The sequence below is a fragment of the Ekhidna sp. genome, from assembly GCF_965247405.1.
GTDB lineage: Bacteria > Bacteroidota > Bacteroidia > Cytophagales > Cyclobacteriaceae > Ekhidna.
Window position 1 is genome coordinate 1,509,004 of the sequence record NZ_OZ252014.1, and the last position, 14,674, is coordinate 1,523,677.

General features: G+C 40.9%; 16 protein-coding genes. 9 read left to right on the top strand and 7 right to left on the bottom strand.

Annotated elements, in window-relative coordinates:
• Window positions 1-151: 151 nt before the first annotated feature.
• Both lysA and ACP14Y_RS06775 read left to right on the top strand, forming a co-directional pair.
• Window positions 152-1,360 (top strand): diaminopimelate decarboxylase, encoded by a 1,209-nt coding sequence (gene lysA / locus ACP14Y_RS06770; RefSeq protein WP_424962199.1) that lies wholly within the window; start codon window positions 152-154, stop codon window positions 1,358-1,360.
• 87 nt (window positions 1,361-1,447) lie between these two features.
• Window positions 1,448-1,867, top strand: a complete 420-nt coding sequence (locus tag ACP14Y_RS06775) for a hypothetical protein (protein WP_424962200.1) — start codon at window positions 1,448-1,450, stop codon at window positions 1,865-1,867.
• Window positions 1,868-1,900: 33 nt separating this feature from the next.
• On the opposite strand, the gene ACP14Y_RS06780 is transcribed toward ACP14Y_RS06775, so the two are convergent.
• Complete coding sequence (locus ACP14Y_RS06780; protein WP_424962201.1) at window positions 1,901-2,944, bottom strand: bifunctional transcriptional activator/DNA repair enzyme AdaA; 1,044 nt, start codon at window positions 2,942-2,944, stop codon at window positions 1,901-1,903.
• Between the two features lie 95 nt (window positions 2,945-3,039).
• Here ACP14Y_RS06780 and ACP14Y_RS06785 point away from each other — a divergent pair, with 95 nt between their 5' ends.
• The 3 genes from ACP14Y_RS06785 (at window position 3,040) to ACP14Y_RS06795 (ending at window position 4,239) form a co-directional block, all read left to right on the top strand.
• Window positions 3,040-3,381 (top strand): TfoX/Sxy family protein, encoded by a 342-nt coding sequence (locus ACP14Y_RS06785; RefSeq protein WP_424962202.1) that lies wholly within the window; start codon window positions 3,040-3,042, stop codon window positions 3,379-3,381.
• Between the two features lie 77 nt (window positions 3,382-3,458).
• A complete protein-coding gene (locus ACP14Y_RS06790) occupies window positions 3,459-3,908 on the top strand; it encodes an SRPBCC family protein (RefSeq protein ID WP_424962203.1) in 450 nt (149 codons plus the stop codon).
• Window positions 3,898-4,239: an MmcQ/YjbR family DNA-binding protein gene (locus tag ACP14Y_RS06795; protein ID WP_424962204.1), complete on the top strand. Its 342-nt coding sequence runs from the start codon at window positions 3,898-3,900 to the stop codon at window positions 4,237-4,239. The genes ACP14Y_RS06790 and ACP14Y_RS06795 overlap by 11 nt, the downstream gene beginning before the upstream one ends.
• Here ACP14Y_RS06795 and ACP14Y_RS06800 read toward each other — a convergent pair whose 3' ends face one another.
• Together ACP14Y_RS06800 and ACP14Y_RS06805 are read right to left on the bottom strand one after the other, a co-directional pair.
• Window positions 4,240-5,436, bottom strand: a complete 1,197-nt coding sequence (locus tag ACP14Y_RS06800; RefSeq protein ID WP_424962205.1) for an alpha/beta hydrolase-fold protein — start codon at window positions 5,434-5,436, stop codon at window positions 4,240-4,242.
• Window positions 5,417-7,123 carry an alanine/glycine:cation symporter family protein gene (locus ACP14Y_RS06805; protein ID WP_424962206.1) on the bottom strand — a complete coding sequence of 569 codons (1,707 nt, stop codon included), beginning with the start codon at window positions 7,121-7,123 and terminating at the stop codon, window positions 5,417-5,419. The genes ACP14Y_RS06800 and ACP14Y_RS06805 overlap by 20 nt, the downstream gene beginning before the upstream one ends.
• A 175-nt stretch (window positions 7,124-7,298) precedes the next feature.
• Here ACP14Y_RS06805 and ACP14Y_RS06810 point away from each other — a divergent pair, with 175 nt between their 5' ends.
• Complete coding sequence (locus tag ACP14Y_RS06810) at window positions 7,299-8,129, top strand: mechanosensitive ion channel family protein (RefSeq protein WP_424962207.1); 831 nt, start codon at window positions 7,299-7,301, stop codon at window positions 8,127-8,129.
• A gap of 65 nt (window positions 8,130-8,194) precedes the next feature.
• Window positions 8,195-8,572 carry a RidA family protein gene (locus ACP14Y_RS06815; protein WP_424962208.1) on the top strand — a complete coding sequence of 126 codons (378 nt, stop codon included), beginning with the start codon at window positions 8,195-8,197 and terminating at the stop codon, window positions 8,570-8,572.
• A 5-nt stretch (window positions 8,573-8,577) separates the two neighbouring features.
• Here the strand turns inward: ACP14Y_RS06815 and ACP14Y_RS06820 are convergent, their stop codons facing one another.
• Window positions 8,578-9,498 carry an aldo/keto reductase gene (locus ACP14Y_RS06820; protein WP_424962209.1) on the bottom strand — a complete coding sequence of 307 codons (921 nt, stop codon included), beginning with the start codon at window positions 9,496-9,498 and terminating at the stop codon, window positions 8,578-8,580.
• Complete coding sequence (locus ACP14Y_RS06825) at window positions 9,461-10,750, bottom strand: NTP/NDP exchange transporter (RefSeq protein WP_424962210.1); 1,290 nt, start codon at window positions 10,748-10,750, stop codon at window positions 9,461-9,463. The genes ACP14Y_RS06820 and ACP14Y_RS06825 overlap by 38 nt, the downstream gene beginning before the upstream one ends.
• A 105-nt stretch (window positions 10,751-10,855) precedes the next feature.
• On the opposite strand from ACP14Y_RS06825, the gene ACP14Y_RS06830 reads away from it, so the two are divergent.
• Window positions 10,856-11,884 carry a helix-turn-helix domain-containing protein gene (locus ACP14Y_RS06830; RefSeq protein ID WP_424962211.1) on the top strand — a complete coding sequence of 343 codons (1,029 nt, stop codon included), beginning with the start codon at window positions 10,856-10,858 and terminating at the stop codon, window positions 11,882-11,884.
• Between the two features lie 78 nt (window positions 11,885-11,962).
• Window positions 11,963-12,502: a hypothetical protein gene (locus ACP14Y_RS06835; RefSeq protein WP_424962212.1), complete on the top strand. Its 540-nt coding sequence runs from the start codon at window positions 11,963-11,965 to the stop codon at window positions 12,500-12,502.
• Window positions 12,503-12,508: 6 nt separating this feature from the next.
• Here ACP14Y_RS06835 and hutG read toward each other — a convergent pair whose 3' ends face one another.
• Both hutG and hutI read right to left on the bottom strand, forming a co-directional pair.
• A complete protein-coding gene (gene hutG / locus ACP14Y_RS06840) occupies window positions 12,509-13,444 on the bottom strand; it encodes a formimidoylglutamase (RefSeq protein ID WP_424962213.1) in 936 nt (311 codons plus the stop codon).
• Window positions 13,437-14,663, bottom strand: coding sequence for an imidazolonepropionase (gene hutI / locus ACP14Y_RS06845; protein ID WP_424962214.1), 1,227 nt, complete (start codon window positions 14,661-14,663; stop codon window positions 13,437-13,439). The genes hutG and hutI overlap by 8 nt, the downstream gene beginning before the upstream one ends.
• Window positions 14,664-14,674: the final 11 nt, after the last annotated feature.

The window sequence follows — 14,674 nt, forward strand, 5'->3', positions numbered from 1 at the left end:
GCTGGACAGATAAAAAGAGAAAATCTGATAAGAAATCAAAACGATTTCTGTAGGTCCGGCTATTGAATAGATTTTATTTAACCAATAATATTTCAAGACCGGAGCATAAAGCTTCGGTTTTTTTGTTTTAACCTTTTGTAAAATTTTTAGAATGGAAAATGCTAGTCTGATCCAAGCCGCAGAAAATCATGGCTCCCCCCTTTACATCTACGATGCAAATCAAATGATGGAGAACTATAAGAAATTTACCAGTGCTTTTAAGGTGGATCAGCTAAAGGTGCATTATGCCTGCAAAGCGCTGAATAATCAAGCCATTCTGAAATTGTTCAGATCCATGGGAGCTGGATTGGATTGTGTTTCCATTGAAGAGGTACATTTAGGATTACATGCAGGCTATCCGGCAGAGGATATTCTTTTCACTCCGAATAACATATCAACTGAGGAATATGAACAAGCCATTGAACTAGGAGTAAAAATCAATGTAGACAATCTCTATACGCTGGAGTACTTTGGGATCAATCATCCTGATGTTCCGATTTACATCCGAATCAACCCACACCTAATGGCTGGTGGAAATCAGAATATTTCAGTAGGTCATATCGATTCGAAGTTTGGGATTTCTATCCACCAGGTTCCCAACATTGAGCGAATTGTAAAAAAGCTGGGGATTAACGTGATGGGCGTTCACGTGCATACAGGCTCTGATATATTGGATGCTGATATTTTTATAAAAGCGGCGGAATTGGTTTTCACCGTGGTAGAAAAGTTTGATACGGTCACTCATATCGATTTTGGTAGTGGATTCAAGGTGGCCTACAAACCAGATGATTTGCACACCAACATTGATCGTTTCGGAAAGAAGTTCAGCAAGGCGTTTAATGACTTCTGCGAAAAGCAAGGAAAAACGTACACACTCGAGTTTGAACCAGGGAAATACATGGTGAGCAATGCAGGATACTTTGTAGCCAAAGCCAACCTGATCAAACAAACAACCTCATGCACGTTTGTGGGTCTGGATACTGGCTTCAACCACTTCATACGGCCGATGTTTTACAATGCTTATCATCACATTGAAAACCTGTCAAATCCACAAGGAGAAAAGAAAGTGTACAATGTGGTAGGCTATGTCTGTGAAACAGATTCCTTTGCTTCGGACAGGATCATTCCTGAAGTTAGAAAAGGTGACCTGCTAGTCTTTAAAAATGCCGGAGCGTATTGCTCAACAATGTCTTCAAACTACAACTCACGTCCTCGGCCAGCGGAGGTGCTTATCCTTAACGACAAAGAACACTTGATACGAAGAAGAGAGACGATTGAGGATTTGTTGAGCACCCAGGTTGAGGCTGAGGTTGAGTTCTGATCAAACACTCAAAGGTGCAGTCCAAAATTGAAATAGATAAAAAAGTACATTGCAAAAAACTCAATTGGAATTATTTAAATTGCCAAAATGAATAAAAAGAATATAGTAGGTATCGTTTTTGGGACGATAATAGCCGGTATAGTTGGCATATACGTACAAGACCTCTTTGGTGGGCAACAATCCTTTGATAAAGTCATGATGCAAATGGCAAGTGAATTGAATAAAACTTGCCCAATTATGGTAGACTCAGAAACTAGACTCGAAAATTCAGTGACTCTTCCTGATAATAAATTTCAATACAATTATTCATTAGTAAACTATACAATTGAAGAACTTGATTTGGAACAATTACGATCCAATATTGAACCAGGAATCATCACCAACATACGAACGAATCCAGATTTAAAATTTTTTAGAGAGAATCAGATAACAATGATTTATTCATATAAGGACAAAAACGAAGTTCACCTTTTCAAAATTGAGGTAACTCCTGATCTCTATAATTAAGCTTTTTCAATAGGATCTAAAACATGAAAAAAATCAATGATTTTCAAACTCATGTTTTAATAACCATTGTTTTCTATGGATACCCCCTCCATATCCAACGATACTTCCATCAGAACCAATGATGCGGTGGCACGGGATGATAATTGAGATGTGATTCTCTCCATTGGCTCTTGCCACAGCCCTCACTGCTTTTACATCTCCCACCACATCCGCTTGCTGTTTGTATGAGCGTGTTACACCGTATGGTATTTGAACCAATGCATTCCAAACTTTTTGTTGAAAGTCTGTACCCGGCACCACAAGCGGCACCTCGAATGATTTTCTTTCCCCATTGAAATATTCATCTAGTTGTGCACTTACTTTATCAATCATCGGATGTTTTCCAGTGATCATCTCCGTTTTCATACGCTTCTTAAGGATTTCAATCTGCGTTTCCAGCATTTTTCTATCTGTAAATTCCAGGAGACAAAGGCCTGCATCGGTCACACCGATCATCATCGGACCCAGAGGTGTTACAATCCTGTTGATCGTTATAATTTGACCCGGTTTGCCCGGCGAAAATCCTGTCATATTCTTAAAGGTATCTGAAAAGCCACTTAAAGATTCATAGCCCTGCTCAAAGGCAGATTGCGTAACTGTTTGACCTTCCTTGATTTTAGAGAACGCGTTATTGATTCTGCTCATGCGTAAGTAAGCTTGAAAAGTAATACCGTGCGTTTTTTTGAAATACCTCCTTACTCTGCTTGGACTAAATCCAAGCTGACTCAATTCATAGTCTTTCCATTTTTTTGACGGATTCTCCTCAACAGCATTCAAGAGTGGAATAAGCCAGTCTGGTGCGGATTGATAATTTTTCATAGGTCTACAGACCTTGCACGCTCTATACCCATGGCACAAAGCCTCTTTTGTGTTCTTAAAGAACTCTACGTTTTCGTACTTTGGCTTTCTTGCCGAACAGGTTGGGCGGCAGAAAATACCCGTTGTTTTCACCCCTACTACAAAAACTCCTTCATAGTGTGAATTTCTGTCCAATAGTGCCTGGTACATTTCGTCAGATGATAGATGCGATGAAATCATGAGCCAAATGTAGGTAAGCACATAATCTTAAGACAACCGAAATTTGAACAACCATTTTTTTCTTCTATCACATGACAATTTGAATAAATTTAGGAATGGCTTACAATGAACACCTTGCAGATAAGTTGCGACAAGCATTAAATGATCGAAAAGTCTCATTTGAGGAAGTGAAGATGATGGGTGGCCTTTGTGTGATGATCGATGATAAAATGTGCCTTGGAGTTATTAAAGAAGACCTAATGGCCAGAGTCGGGCCTCATGAATATCAGCGGTTTTTAGATAAGCCCTGTGCGCGAGTGATGGATTTCACCAAACGTCCCATGAATGGATATTTATTCGTCAATCCAACCGGTTGGGATAACGACGAGGAGCTAGGTGTGTGGGTAGATCAATGTTTGGAATTCAATAAAGAAGCGAAATCCTCCAAGAAGAAGTGATCATACTTTCAGGTGATTTTTTAGAAAAACTTTCTAACTTTTAAGAGTCATTCTATCATTGACCTAAACAAGCTACTATGAAATATACATGTGAAGTCGTCATTGATAAGCCTCGGGATGAGGTGATCAAGGTATTTGACAACCCCGACAACATGAAATACTGGCAAAAGGGATTTGAAAGTTTTGAACATGTTTCGGGAGAGCCGGGAAAATCGGGCGCTGAATCAATCATCAAGTATGATTTCGGGAATCGCAAAATGGAACTGATAGAGACGATTACGTTTCGTCAGCTACCAGATGAATTTCATGGGAACTACACCACTAAAGGTGTAGTCAATATTCAAAAAAACTATTTTAAGGAGGAAGATGGCAAGACACGATGGATTTCTGAGGCAGAATTCAAATTCTCAGGTTTCATGAAAATAATGGCCTTCTTTATGGGAAAAAAGCCTTTTATGAAGCAAACACAAGCTTTCATGGAAGACTTTAAAGCTTTTGCCGAAGGAAACCCTAGATATGGAAATTGAAATAATTAGAGACCATTGCCTTCAAAAACCAGGAGTAACTGAAGGAATGAAGTGGGGAGATCACCTCACTTTTATGGTTGGCGAAAAAATGTTTGCCATTTTTGGATTGGATCAAACACCTGTCACCGCATCTTTCAAAGTTAGTGATGAAGGTTTTGAAAAAATGCAACACCAGTCCGGGATGAAAGCTGCACCCTACCTGGCCAGGTATAAATGGATAGCAGTAGAAGATATTGGAATGATTCCTGAAAACAAATGGCGAGAAATCCTAGATGAGTCCTATCAATTAGTCAAGCAGAAATTACCAAAGAAAATGCAACAGTCACTTTAGTCAATTAGCCGGGAAAAAGTAAACCAACATATCATCTGTTGTCGCTCTCCAGAGTCCCCAGCTATGACCTTCCGGAAGTTCTTTCCAGGTTACATCATAGCCATTTTCGATGAGATTGTCTTTCACCTTTCGCATATTCGGAGGTAGTGAGCTTCCTTCATAGGTTCCCCAGATGGTTGCTACTCTTATATCCTTATTCACTCCATCCATGACAATGCCATTGGTATGAAAGTTGTTCGGCTGGAATGCGCCTGAATGAATGCCGCAATTCCCGAATACTTCGGGGTTTTGAAAAGCAATAATCGCTGAAATATTACCTCCATACGAATCTCCAATCACGGCTCTTGACGCAGCAGACGCTGCGGTAGCATAATTGCCATCTATGTGCGGAACCAACTCATTGACAAAAAAGTCCGTGTATTTGAATCGATCATCAAAAGCATACTCAATGTTTCGATCATTTGGTACCACAAAAACACCAACCGTTGGAGTGATCTTGTTATCGGCGATGAGGTTATCTAACACATTCTTTGTGCTTGCCAAATTGAGGTAGTCAGATCCGTCTTGAAAGTATGCAACAGGATATTCATTCGACTCATTATAAGAAGCCGGCAAGTAAACGTGCACATCATAAGTCTTCCCTGTATGGGTACTGGTAATTTGAAACTCTGAAATTGACCCTTTATCAATACCGTCTCTTGACTTTATTTCTTCCGGTTGCTCGTATTTAGGCATGGCTAATTCCGAATTTGGGCCGAACCCCCCTCCAATGCGATTCGGATTCTTGGGATCCAAAATCCAATTGGAACCATCAATCACCAATTTGTAGTCAAGTCTCGCATTATCCTCAAAAACCTCCTTATGGTACCATAGGTCAGTGTCCTTTAGCCGAGTAAAATTTCTTCCAGCTGGATTCCAACCAGTGAAATCACCGGCTACTTGAACGCTTGAAGCATCTCCCTGGTAGAAAAAATAAACAATAGTGTCTTCATCGATGTAAGGAGCGTTCAGCGAATCCAAAAATTGATTAACCATTGTTTGTTGATCCGCAGAGTCGGAAAGATTTACCGCCTCAATTAGCTCAGAAAAACTGGTAATGTCTGATTCGTTTGTTTGAGAAATAGATCGATCCTGCTTGCACTGAAATACAAGCAGGAACATCAAAAATGTTAATGCCTTATTCAGGTGTCTTTTCATCCGGCCACTCCAGTTTAAAGTCCTTCCAATAATCTCCTACTGTCTGCTTCATCTCGCGATGCATGATTAGAATTCCTATAAGGTTAGGAATGGTCATCAAGGCAATGGTGATGTTTGCCAATGTCCAGATAATTGTAGTATCAGCGAATGACGCAATGAAAAAACCAGCTACATAAATGATTTTGTATATAATAATATACTTCGTGCCAAAAAGGTAGGTGGTGGCTCGCCCACCATAGTATGACCAACTAATCGCTGTAGAGAACGCAAAGAGGATCAACCCAATCGAGACGATGTATTTACCGTAATCACCAAAAAACCCTTCATTAAATGCGACAGTTGTCAAAGGCGCACTATGTAGAAGTGATTTACCAGTTATTGTCACATCCACTTCTCCAGATATGCTTCCATTGATTATTGCTATGGTTCCTGTGTATGGTTGCTCGTTTAGGGACATTCTCACATTTTCCGCAAAAGATTCCGCAGCAATGACTGTTACCGGATTTTGAATGACTCCTTCTGAAATATTCAAATCACCGGTAAATAGCGGTGCAGATTCCTCTTGAATCAGGTGGTTTTTTACTGCCAGTCGATCCGCTTCATTATTCTCGTCGTAGGTGTTGGCCAAAACAACGATATCTGAATACTGAAGTTCGTTTTCGTATTTCTTCGCCCAGGCTCCAGATGATAAAAGAACCAGGCCGGTAATCGTACAGATAATAATTGTATCAATAAATGGCTCAAGAATTGCCACCATTCCTTCCGATACCGGCTCATGCGCACGTGCCGCGGAGTGAGCAATTGGTGCTGATCCTTGACCGGCTTCATTTGAAAATAACCCTCTATTCACCCCTCTATTAAAGGCAAATGCCAGGTTAGCTCCGAGGAAACCGCCCATGGCAGCACTCCCGGAGAAAAGATCACCAAAAATTGCAATGACCGAAGGCAGGATATTTCCTGCATTATAAAAAATTACCGAAAGCGCTCCAATCAAATAAACAACAGCCATAAACGGAACAATTTTCTCCGTCACCTTCACGATGCGTTTAATTCCGCCAAGAATTACTGCCGCGAGAAAAACCGCCAGCACCGCACCTGTTATCCATTGTTCTACACCAAATGTGGTGAACACCGAATTTGCAATGTTGTTTATTTGTGGCAGATTACCTGTTCCAAATGATGACATGATTGTTGCCACTGCAAATAAACCACCGAGAAAGTATCCCGTCTTTATGACCTTCCCTGATTTTGTGGTGATGTTCAATCGCTTTTTCATGTAGTACATCGGACCACCTGAAATTCCATCACCCACCTTTTCACGATATTTATGCGAGAGTGTCACCTCTACAAACTTGGTTGTCATACCTAATACCGCCGTAACAAGCATCCAAAACAACGCAGCTGGTCCACCCAGGTGTACAGCTAATGCAACTCCCCCAATATTTCCGGTACCAACCGTTCCTGAAAGGGCAGTTGCCAGTGCCTGAAAGTGTGAAGCATCGCCTTCATCATCAGCCTTATCAAATTTTCCTCTGACGACACGTAAGGCAAATCTGAAATACCGAATTTGAGGAAATTTCAGGTAGATCGTAAAGAAAAGTCCGGTTCCGAGAAGCAAGTAAACGAACCAGGAAGATCCTCCTATGGCACCATCGATTTGATTAAGTATATCATTAAGTTCTCGCATGAATTAGGTTTTTCGATTTTCGCAATTCGACAAAAATAGCTTTTTTAATGAATCGCCAGCCATCCGGAACAATACAATCCCTGATGTGTTACATGAGCGGGAGTTCTAAGTCCGGAAACAACCATTTTTCGTATCTTTCTTATAACATTTTTAGAATTTCAAAACCTAACAATAAATGGAAGAAGTAACTACCGAAGCATCAAAATACACCCAAATGGCATTAGATATAGTGATGACCTGGGGACCTAAAGTAATCGCTGCAATTGTCACGTTAGTCATTGGGCTATGGATCATTGGGATAATAACCAGGGGTGTGGGCAAGACCATGCAAAGAAAGGAAGTGGATCCTTCACTTAGGCCTTTTTTGAAATCTCTGATCTCGGCTGTGCTCAAAGTCATGCTTTTCATTTCAGTGATTGGAATGGTAGGCATAGAAGCAACCAGCTTTGTAGCAGTTCTTGGTGCTGCTGGTTTGGCAGTGGGCCTTGCCCTTCAGGGAACGTTGCAAAACTTCGCAGGAGGTGTCATTATTTTGTTGATTAAGCCGTTCAAAGTAGGTGACTGGATTGATACTCCAAACCATTCAGGAACGGTTCATGCGATTCAGATTTTTCATACGATTTTAAAAACACCGGATAATAAAACAATCATCATCCCAAATGGTCCGTTGGCAAATTCCTCCCTTACAAATTATTCTACAGAGCCCAAAAGAAGATTGGACCTTACGGTGGGTATAGGGTATGGCGATAGCACCGCAAAAACCAGGGAAACTTTGATGGAATTGATCCAAGCCGATGATCGCATTTTAAATGATCCTGAACCATTTATTGCTGTGGCTGAGCTTGCAGACAGCTCGGTGAATTTCACCGTTAGGTTGTGGGTGGAAGCAGTAAACTACTGGCCGTTGAAATTTGATATGAATGAGCGGATTTACAATAAATTCAACGAAGTAGGATTGAATATTCCTTTCCCTCAAATGGATGTGCATGTTCACAAAGACAACTGATTATTATTTGAATAAAAGCTTTGAAAGTCCGGTTTTTCGAATCGGACTTTTTTATTTTTATATACATGAGACAAAATATTCCATCCGGAGCACGCTGGGAAGATGAAGTGGGCTATTCCAGAGCCGTTCGAATTGGGAATACCATCGAAGTATCAGGTACAGCACCTGTTCGTGATGGAAAAACCGCCGGAGATAATGCCTATGAGCAAACCAAAATATGCCTTGAAATCATCAAAGAGGCCATTGAAAAAGCCGGCGGAAAAATGGAGCACGTGATAAGAACCCGGATGTTCGTAACAGATATTGACCAATGGGCAGCCATAGGAAAAGCTCATGGGGAGGTTTTTGGAGAAATTAAACCAGCTACTACGATGGTGGAAGTAAGGTCACTAATCGAACCTGATATGTTGATTGAGATAGAGGCTACTGCGGTGGTTTCATGAAAAATTTAGCTCATTAATTCCCGCATTTTCTTTCGATGATCTTCGGTAGGCAGTTTTCCTAGGCCTGCTTTCAGATTATCTTTCATATGATGAGGCTTAGATGTCCCCGGGATAACACAAGTAACGGCATCATTGGCCAATAAGTACTTCAGAAAGAACTGCCCCCAACTCTGACAATCAAATTCAGCTGCCCATCCTGGCAACTCTTGTCCTTTTGTTTTTCTGAATAATGAACCACCTGAGTAGGGTCTGTTAGTTAAGACAGCAACACCATTATCTTTTGCGGCAGGTAACAATGATTTCTCTGCATTGCGATCATTGATGGAGTAATTGACCTGCAGAAAGTCAATGCTTTCAGATTTGATAATTCGCTCCAAATCATCATGAGCACTATCTACATAATGTGTAATTCCAATATATCGGATAAGTCCTTTGTCCTTCCAATCGTAAAGTGTTTTGATATGTGTTTTCCAGTCCTGAAGATTGTGAATCTGCATCAAATCCATTGGGCTAGCTTTCATTTTTCGCATCGATGCGTTCATTTGATTAATGCCAGACTGTCGCCCTGTCGTCCACACCTTGGTAGCGTAAAATAGATCTTTACCGATTCCAAGTTCATCAGACAAATCACCAACCACCTGTTCAGATGAACCGTACATCGGGGATGAGTCTACGACGTTACCTCCATCAGCGACTAACGCTTTTAGAACTGCTTTTAGAGGTTCGCGTGAAGCCTCTGAACTACCAACATCAAAGGTTTGCCAAGTCCCCAACCCCACAACCCCCACCTTTTCTCCTGTGGATGGAATGGCACGTTTCATTATTTGACCTGTTTGCGAAAACAACAATTTAGGCATTCCCATGGCCAAACATCCTGCTGCGATTTGCTTAAGCGCTTTTCTTCGTGATGACATCATGCTTTTCATTTTTATCTAAGTTAATCGATCGAGCATTGAAGAATTTTCCTAACCGGAATCCAATCATTGCCCATGTGAGTGAAAGAGGAATTACCAGAAATGATATGACTTGTAATGAGGAAATCACAGAAGCAATCATAGCAAACAGCCATCCACTGATCGCATCTCCTCCTCGGTATAAAGCAGTATCAATAAAATTCTTGGCGTTGTATTTTTCTTGAATGCTAACTTTTGTGAACAGTACTTCTCGTGATGGACGCTGCACAGAAAAATTGAGCGATCGGTATAATACCTGAACAATTAACAGTACCATCACTGACTGATTAACTCCTAAAGAAAGAAAACCAAGAGATGCCACTAATGGCACCAACATCAGGCAAAAGATGATTCCAGCTTTTCGCAAAAGGCGTTCGGTTACAAAAAACTGAAGCACTAAAGTGCTGGTATTAACCAACAGGTCTCTGAATCCAAAGTACGAGGTTCGATCTTCAGAAGCCGAAAATGCTTCCGACACAATATGGGCCTGTTCAAAATACAAAAAAGTGGAGATGCTGGTGTAAAGGAGAATAAACAAACCAATATGTCGCAAATACTGAGATTTGGCAACCAGCCTTAGCCCTTCCCATACACTTCCCTGGATTGGAGCAATGATTCTTCTTTCAGGCTGTCCTTCAGCGTATTTCATCAGTTGAATAAGAAAAAAGGTGGCTAGTATCAGGAAGGATGCAGAAATCAAAAGGAGATTGGTCACTCCTATTTGCTCAGATAGAGTAGAGGTGATGATAGGTCCGAAAATGGCGCCTGAGCTTCCTCCTGCTGCGATAGGGCCATATAATCTTTGAGCCTGATCTGTAGTAAATATTTCTGAATTAAAACTCCAAAAAATAGAAATGACAAACAGATTAAAAACACTTAACCATATAAAAAAAATGGCCGAAATAAGTGGAGAACTAAAAAAAGAGAACAAGAAATAAAAGGCTAGAATATTGAGGCTAAAAAAGACATAGATGCCTGGAATTAATTTCTCTCTGGAAAATTTCCTCATTAAATACCCAAAAACGGGTACGATCAAAAGCATGGCAACAAAAGTCCCGGTAAACAGCCACTGCATGTTGTCAACCCCTGCCTGGATCCCCATTTCATCCCTTACAGGCCTGAGGATGAAATAGCTACTCATTAAAAAGAAGAAATAAAAGAATGAGGCCACAACGGGTCGCCATTCGTCATTCGAAATATTAAATATGTGTCTTAAAACACTCACTCATTTCAGATTTACTGGAAGTGAGTTTACGGTATCTATTCAGTCATGCCTTCCGTATTAATTAATCTGTTAGGCTTATTAATTAATTAGCGTTTTAATAGCATTATGGATGTCTATTCACTTTTGTTGATTGTATGCTGCGCCGGGATCATACAGAGCCTCTTTCTTGCAGTCTATATCTTCTCTGCCAAAAACATCCAGTTTGAGGAGCGTCTCTTGCTAAGCTTGTTACTTCTAGCTATCACCGTCCGATTGATCAAGTCAGTGGGTTGGTATTTCTTCGATATTAATTATCCACTATTCCTGAACATAGGTTTCGCCGCTCAGGGATTCATAGGGCCTGTCCTTGTTATCTATTTCGCCCGTAAGTCAACCTTACTAAAGAAAATGTTCCATCAGTTATTAATCCTGGGACCGGCGATATTGATCCTCTTCTCATCACCCTTTCTTACACTTTCAAATTTTTGGTACGTCGGTGGATATCACGCCCTTCTGTATTACACTGTCCTTTCCCTTGGCCTGAGTTTATATTATTTGTGGATCATTTATAGCGAACAAAAAATCTATTTCCCGTGGTATCGGAACCTGTTCATTGGGGTTTCTATTTTTTGTATCTCCTATTTTACTAACTACATCTTTGGATTGAATCCATACATCACAGGTCCTGTGATTTATGCTGCGGTGATTTATCTAATCAGCTTTATAATCTTCTCTAATCAGGAAATTTTCACTCCGCTGGGAGACAAAAAGAAATACAGAAATATTAATCTCACACCTGATCAAATAGCTCATCATAAAGAACGAATCGAGCGAGTGATGATAGATGAGAAACCCTACCTTCAAAGTGATTTTAATCTCACTGCTTTGTCAGAACTGACCTCCATTCCGAAATACTTGTTGTCTCGTTTTTTCAGTGAAAGCATGAATAAAAGCTTCACGGACTTCACGAACAGCTACCGCATTGAAAAAGCAAAAGAATTATTGACCGATCCGAAATTTGACAATCATAAAATAGCATACATCGCTTACGAATGTGGCTTTCATTCCCTCTCCTCTTTCAATACTGCTTTTAGAAAAAACGTTGATTCATCGCCATCCGAATTTAAGAAGATGAGTTTACCAGGCTCTGAATAGTTTACATCATCTTTTCTGTTTGATTAATTAATCTATTAGGTGGGTTCTTGATTTTATTTGATCATAGTCTAAAAAACGATGAAGAATACAATCTCGCTCATCTGGTTAACTGTTTTTAGCTATTCAGTTTTAGCTCAAGACACTTTCGAAACTTCTATCAAAGACTTAGAATTTCTAATAGGTACCTGGGAGGTCCGGGAGGACAATAAAGAAAAAACATGGTGGGAAGAAAGCACACGAATTGGAAGTTACACGCTGGATAGTACGTATATCGAATTGAGTGCAATAGCTAAATCATCTACGGGCAAGCAGCGAACATACCTGTGGCTTATCCACTACAACAAGAAAGACCAGCAATTTGAGATGATCTCGATGTTTAGCAACTGGCACAAAATACAATTTGATCAGCTAAGTTGGAATGAAGAAAAAAGGACACTAACCATTCAAAGTGGAGGTGATCCAGGTTCAAATGAATATCATGAAAGATTTGGTGAACTTGTTTTTGAGAAAGACTTTCATAGCTATGTCTGGAAAGGCAGAAACAAATATGGCGATGAAAATAGCCCGAGTGTGTGGGAGTATATAGAAAAAGGAATTAAGGTGAAGGATAGGGAGTGAAGTACTTCATCGGGGTGAGATGTTGTTAACCACATCATAAACAAAACTGGCTGCTAGCTTCGCTGTGCGGCCATCATCATATTTTGGGCTCATTTCCGCCACATCAAAGCTGACTGCTTTTTCTGATTGAAGAATCTTGTTCATCAATGGCTTAATATGATGTGGTAAGGCACCATAAGGATTTACTGCACTAACCCCGGGAGCTACTCCCGCTGAGAAAACATCTAAATCCAGGGTGATACATACTCTATCCATTTGGTCCATGAAGTAATCTATGCGAGCCAGCAAATCTTCCTCAGACTCTCCTAATAGCTCCTCCATAGATATGAAAGATTGATTTTTTTCTCTCATCAATTCAAACATTGGGGCAATGTTCACCGCTTCGTTGATGCCAATGGGCAGGTAATAAAAGTTCCCACTTTCTTCAAATAGCTGTCGAGCCCAGCTCCCGGAATGCGGTCCTTGTGGATATTTTCTGAGGTCAAAATGAGGATCAAAATTGATCATCCCTATTTTTTCATTCGGAAATGCATCTAACACTCCCTTGCCATGCGCATAGCTGATTTCATGACCTCCACCCAAGAGAATTGGGAATGTGTCATTTTTAATCATCGCAGAAGTGTATCGTGCAAGCTCCATCTGTGCGTTTTCCAGTTGATCACCACTCACCACCACATCACCAACATCCGTGAGTTTTACTTTCTCACTAAAATGAACGGCTAAGTTCACCAAGGCCTTTCGGATCGCATCAGGCCCATCCACAGCACCTACCCTGCCCAGGTTTCTTTTGACACCCACATCCGAGCAAAAACCAAGAAAGCAAAAACCATGAGGTATGTCTGCATTTAAATCTCCGATTTGTACAACCTGATGCCAGACATCACGCACTGAGCCGGGATCTTGTCTCCCTTTCCAAATCGATTTATTGCCGGGCTTATACATGCTTTACTTGTTTTCCATTCTTCCAAACCGTATCGGGCTTAATCTTACCTTGATTGTAAAGAATCTCCCGATAATCATTCACCGGAAAAGCAATCATATCTGCTTTCATTCCCTCTTTGAGTCTTCCTCTATCTCCCAATCCAAGTGCTTTTGCCGCTCTAAAAGTGATCCCGGAAAATATTTCTGCAGAAGAAAGCTTTTCATAAATACCCAAAATAGACGCCTGAACCAAAAGATCCCCCATGGGTCCGGATCCAGGGTTCCAGTCAGTGGAAATAGCCAGCGACGCACCTGCATCAAGTAATTTCCGTGCTCGTGTGAATTGCATACCTAACCCGATAGAGGCTCCCGGCAGAGCCACGGCAACCGTATTTGATTTGCCTAATAACTCAATCTCTTTGTCTGCGCTTGCTTCCAAGTGATCTGCACTTCTAGCTTCTAATTCCACCGCTATCTGGCTCCCGCCTGTATGAAACTGATCTGCGTGCACGGTTAGATCAAATCCCAGACTCTTTGCGGCTGACATATAATCTTTCGCGATTTCTACCGGGAAAGCGGAGGGTTCTACGAAAATATCGACCCGATTTGCTAGCCCTTTTACTAGCAGTTGAGGCAACAATTCTTTTTCCAGATAGGTCAAAAATTCCTTCTTGTCTTTAAATTCTTTTGGGCAAACATGTGCGGCAAGACAGGTGGGGATCAGATCGGCTTCTACATCAGCTATTGCATTTTTAATCACATTCAGCACCTTTAGCTCATTTTCTACATCTAGACCATATCCACTTTTCACTTCGATGGTTGTCACTCCATCATTTAGGTGCCGTGATGCCCGCTTCACCAATCCATCATGCAAGGACTCTGGACTAGCTGCTCGTGTTTTTTCAACCGAATCGAATATTCCTCCACCCTGCTCTAATATTTTCTCATAGGACTCTCCGGACATCCGAAGTGTATAGTCTCTGGCTCTGGAACCTCCCCATACCAAATGGGTGTGACAATCGATAAGACCAGGAAGTAAAATGTGGTCACCTGCTACCTCCTCTATTGCAGAGGCACCTGATCGTAAGTCCTCAAAAGCACCTACTTTCAAAATTTTTTCGTCTTCAATCAGCACACCTCCATTCTGGATAATATCCATTTTATCATCCCCTAATGCACCTTTCTGAGCAGTATTGGCTAGTGTGATAACCTCTTTAAACGGTCCTATTAATTTCGACATGGTACGAAAAT

Bases quoted from the DNA above. Each gene is read 5' to 3' on its own strand.
- lysA (WP_424962199.1), top strand. From the start codon at position 152: ATGGAAAATGCTAGTCTGATCCAAGCCGCAGAAAATCATGGCTCCCCC.
- ACP14Y_RS06775 (WP_424962200.1), top strand. From the start codon at position 1,448: ATGAATAAAAAGAATATAGTAGGTATCGTTTTTGGGACGATAATAGCC.
- ACP14Y_RS06780 (WP_424962201.1), bottom strand. From the start codon at position 2,944: ATGATTTCATCGCATCTATCATCTGACGAAATGTACCAGGCACTATTG.
- ACP14Y_RS06785 (WP_424962202.1), top strand. From the start codon at position 3,040: ATGGCTTACAATGAACACCTTGCAGATAAGTTGCGACAAGCATTAAAT.
- ACP14Y_RS06790 (WP_424962203.1), top strand. From the start codon at position 3,459: ATGAAATATACATGTGAAGTCGTCATTGATAAGCCTCGGGATGAGGTG.
- ACP14Y_RS06795 (WP_424962204.1), top strand. From the start codon at position 3,898: ATGGAAATTGAAATAATTAGAGACCATTGCCTTCAAAAACCAGGAGTA.
- ACP14Y_RS06800 (WP_424962205.1), bottom strand. From the start codon at position 5,436: ATGAAAAGACACCTGAATAAGGCATTAACATTTTTGATGTTCCTGCTT.
- ACP14Y_RS06805 (WP_424962206.1), bottom strand. From the start codon at position 7,123: ATGCGAGAACTTAATGATATACTTAATCAAATCGATGGTGCCATAGGA.
- ACP14Y_RS06810 (WP_424962207.1), top strand. From the start codon at position 7,299: ATGGAAGAAGTAACTACCGAAGCATCAAAATACACCCAAATGGCATTA.
- ACP14Y_RS06815 (WP_424962208.1), top strand. From the start codon at position 8,195: ATGAGACAAAATATTCCATCCGGAGCACGCTGGGAAGATGAAGTGGGC.
- ACP14Y_RS06820 (WP_424962209.1), bottom strand. From the start codon at position 9,498: ATGAAAAGCATGATGTCATCACGAAGAAAAGCGCTTAAGCAAATCGCA.
- ACP14Y_RS06830 (WP_424962211.1), top strand. From the start codon at position 10,856: ATGGATGTCTATTCACTTTTGTTGATTGTATGCTGCGCCGGGATCATA.
- ACP14Y_RS06835 (WP_424962212.1), top strand. From the start codon at position 11,963: ATGAAGAATACAATCTCGCTCATCTGGTTAACTGTTTTTAGCTATTCA.
- hutG (WP_424962213.1), bottom strand. From the start codon at position 13,444: ATGTATAAGCCCGGCAATAAATCGATTTGGAAAGGGAGACAAGATCCC.
- hutI (WP_424962214.1), bottom strand. From the start codon at position 14,663: ATGTCGAAATTAATAGGACCGTTTAAAGAGGTTATCACACTAGCCAAT.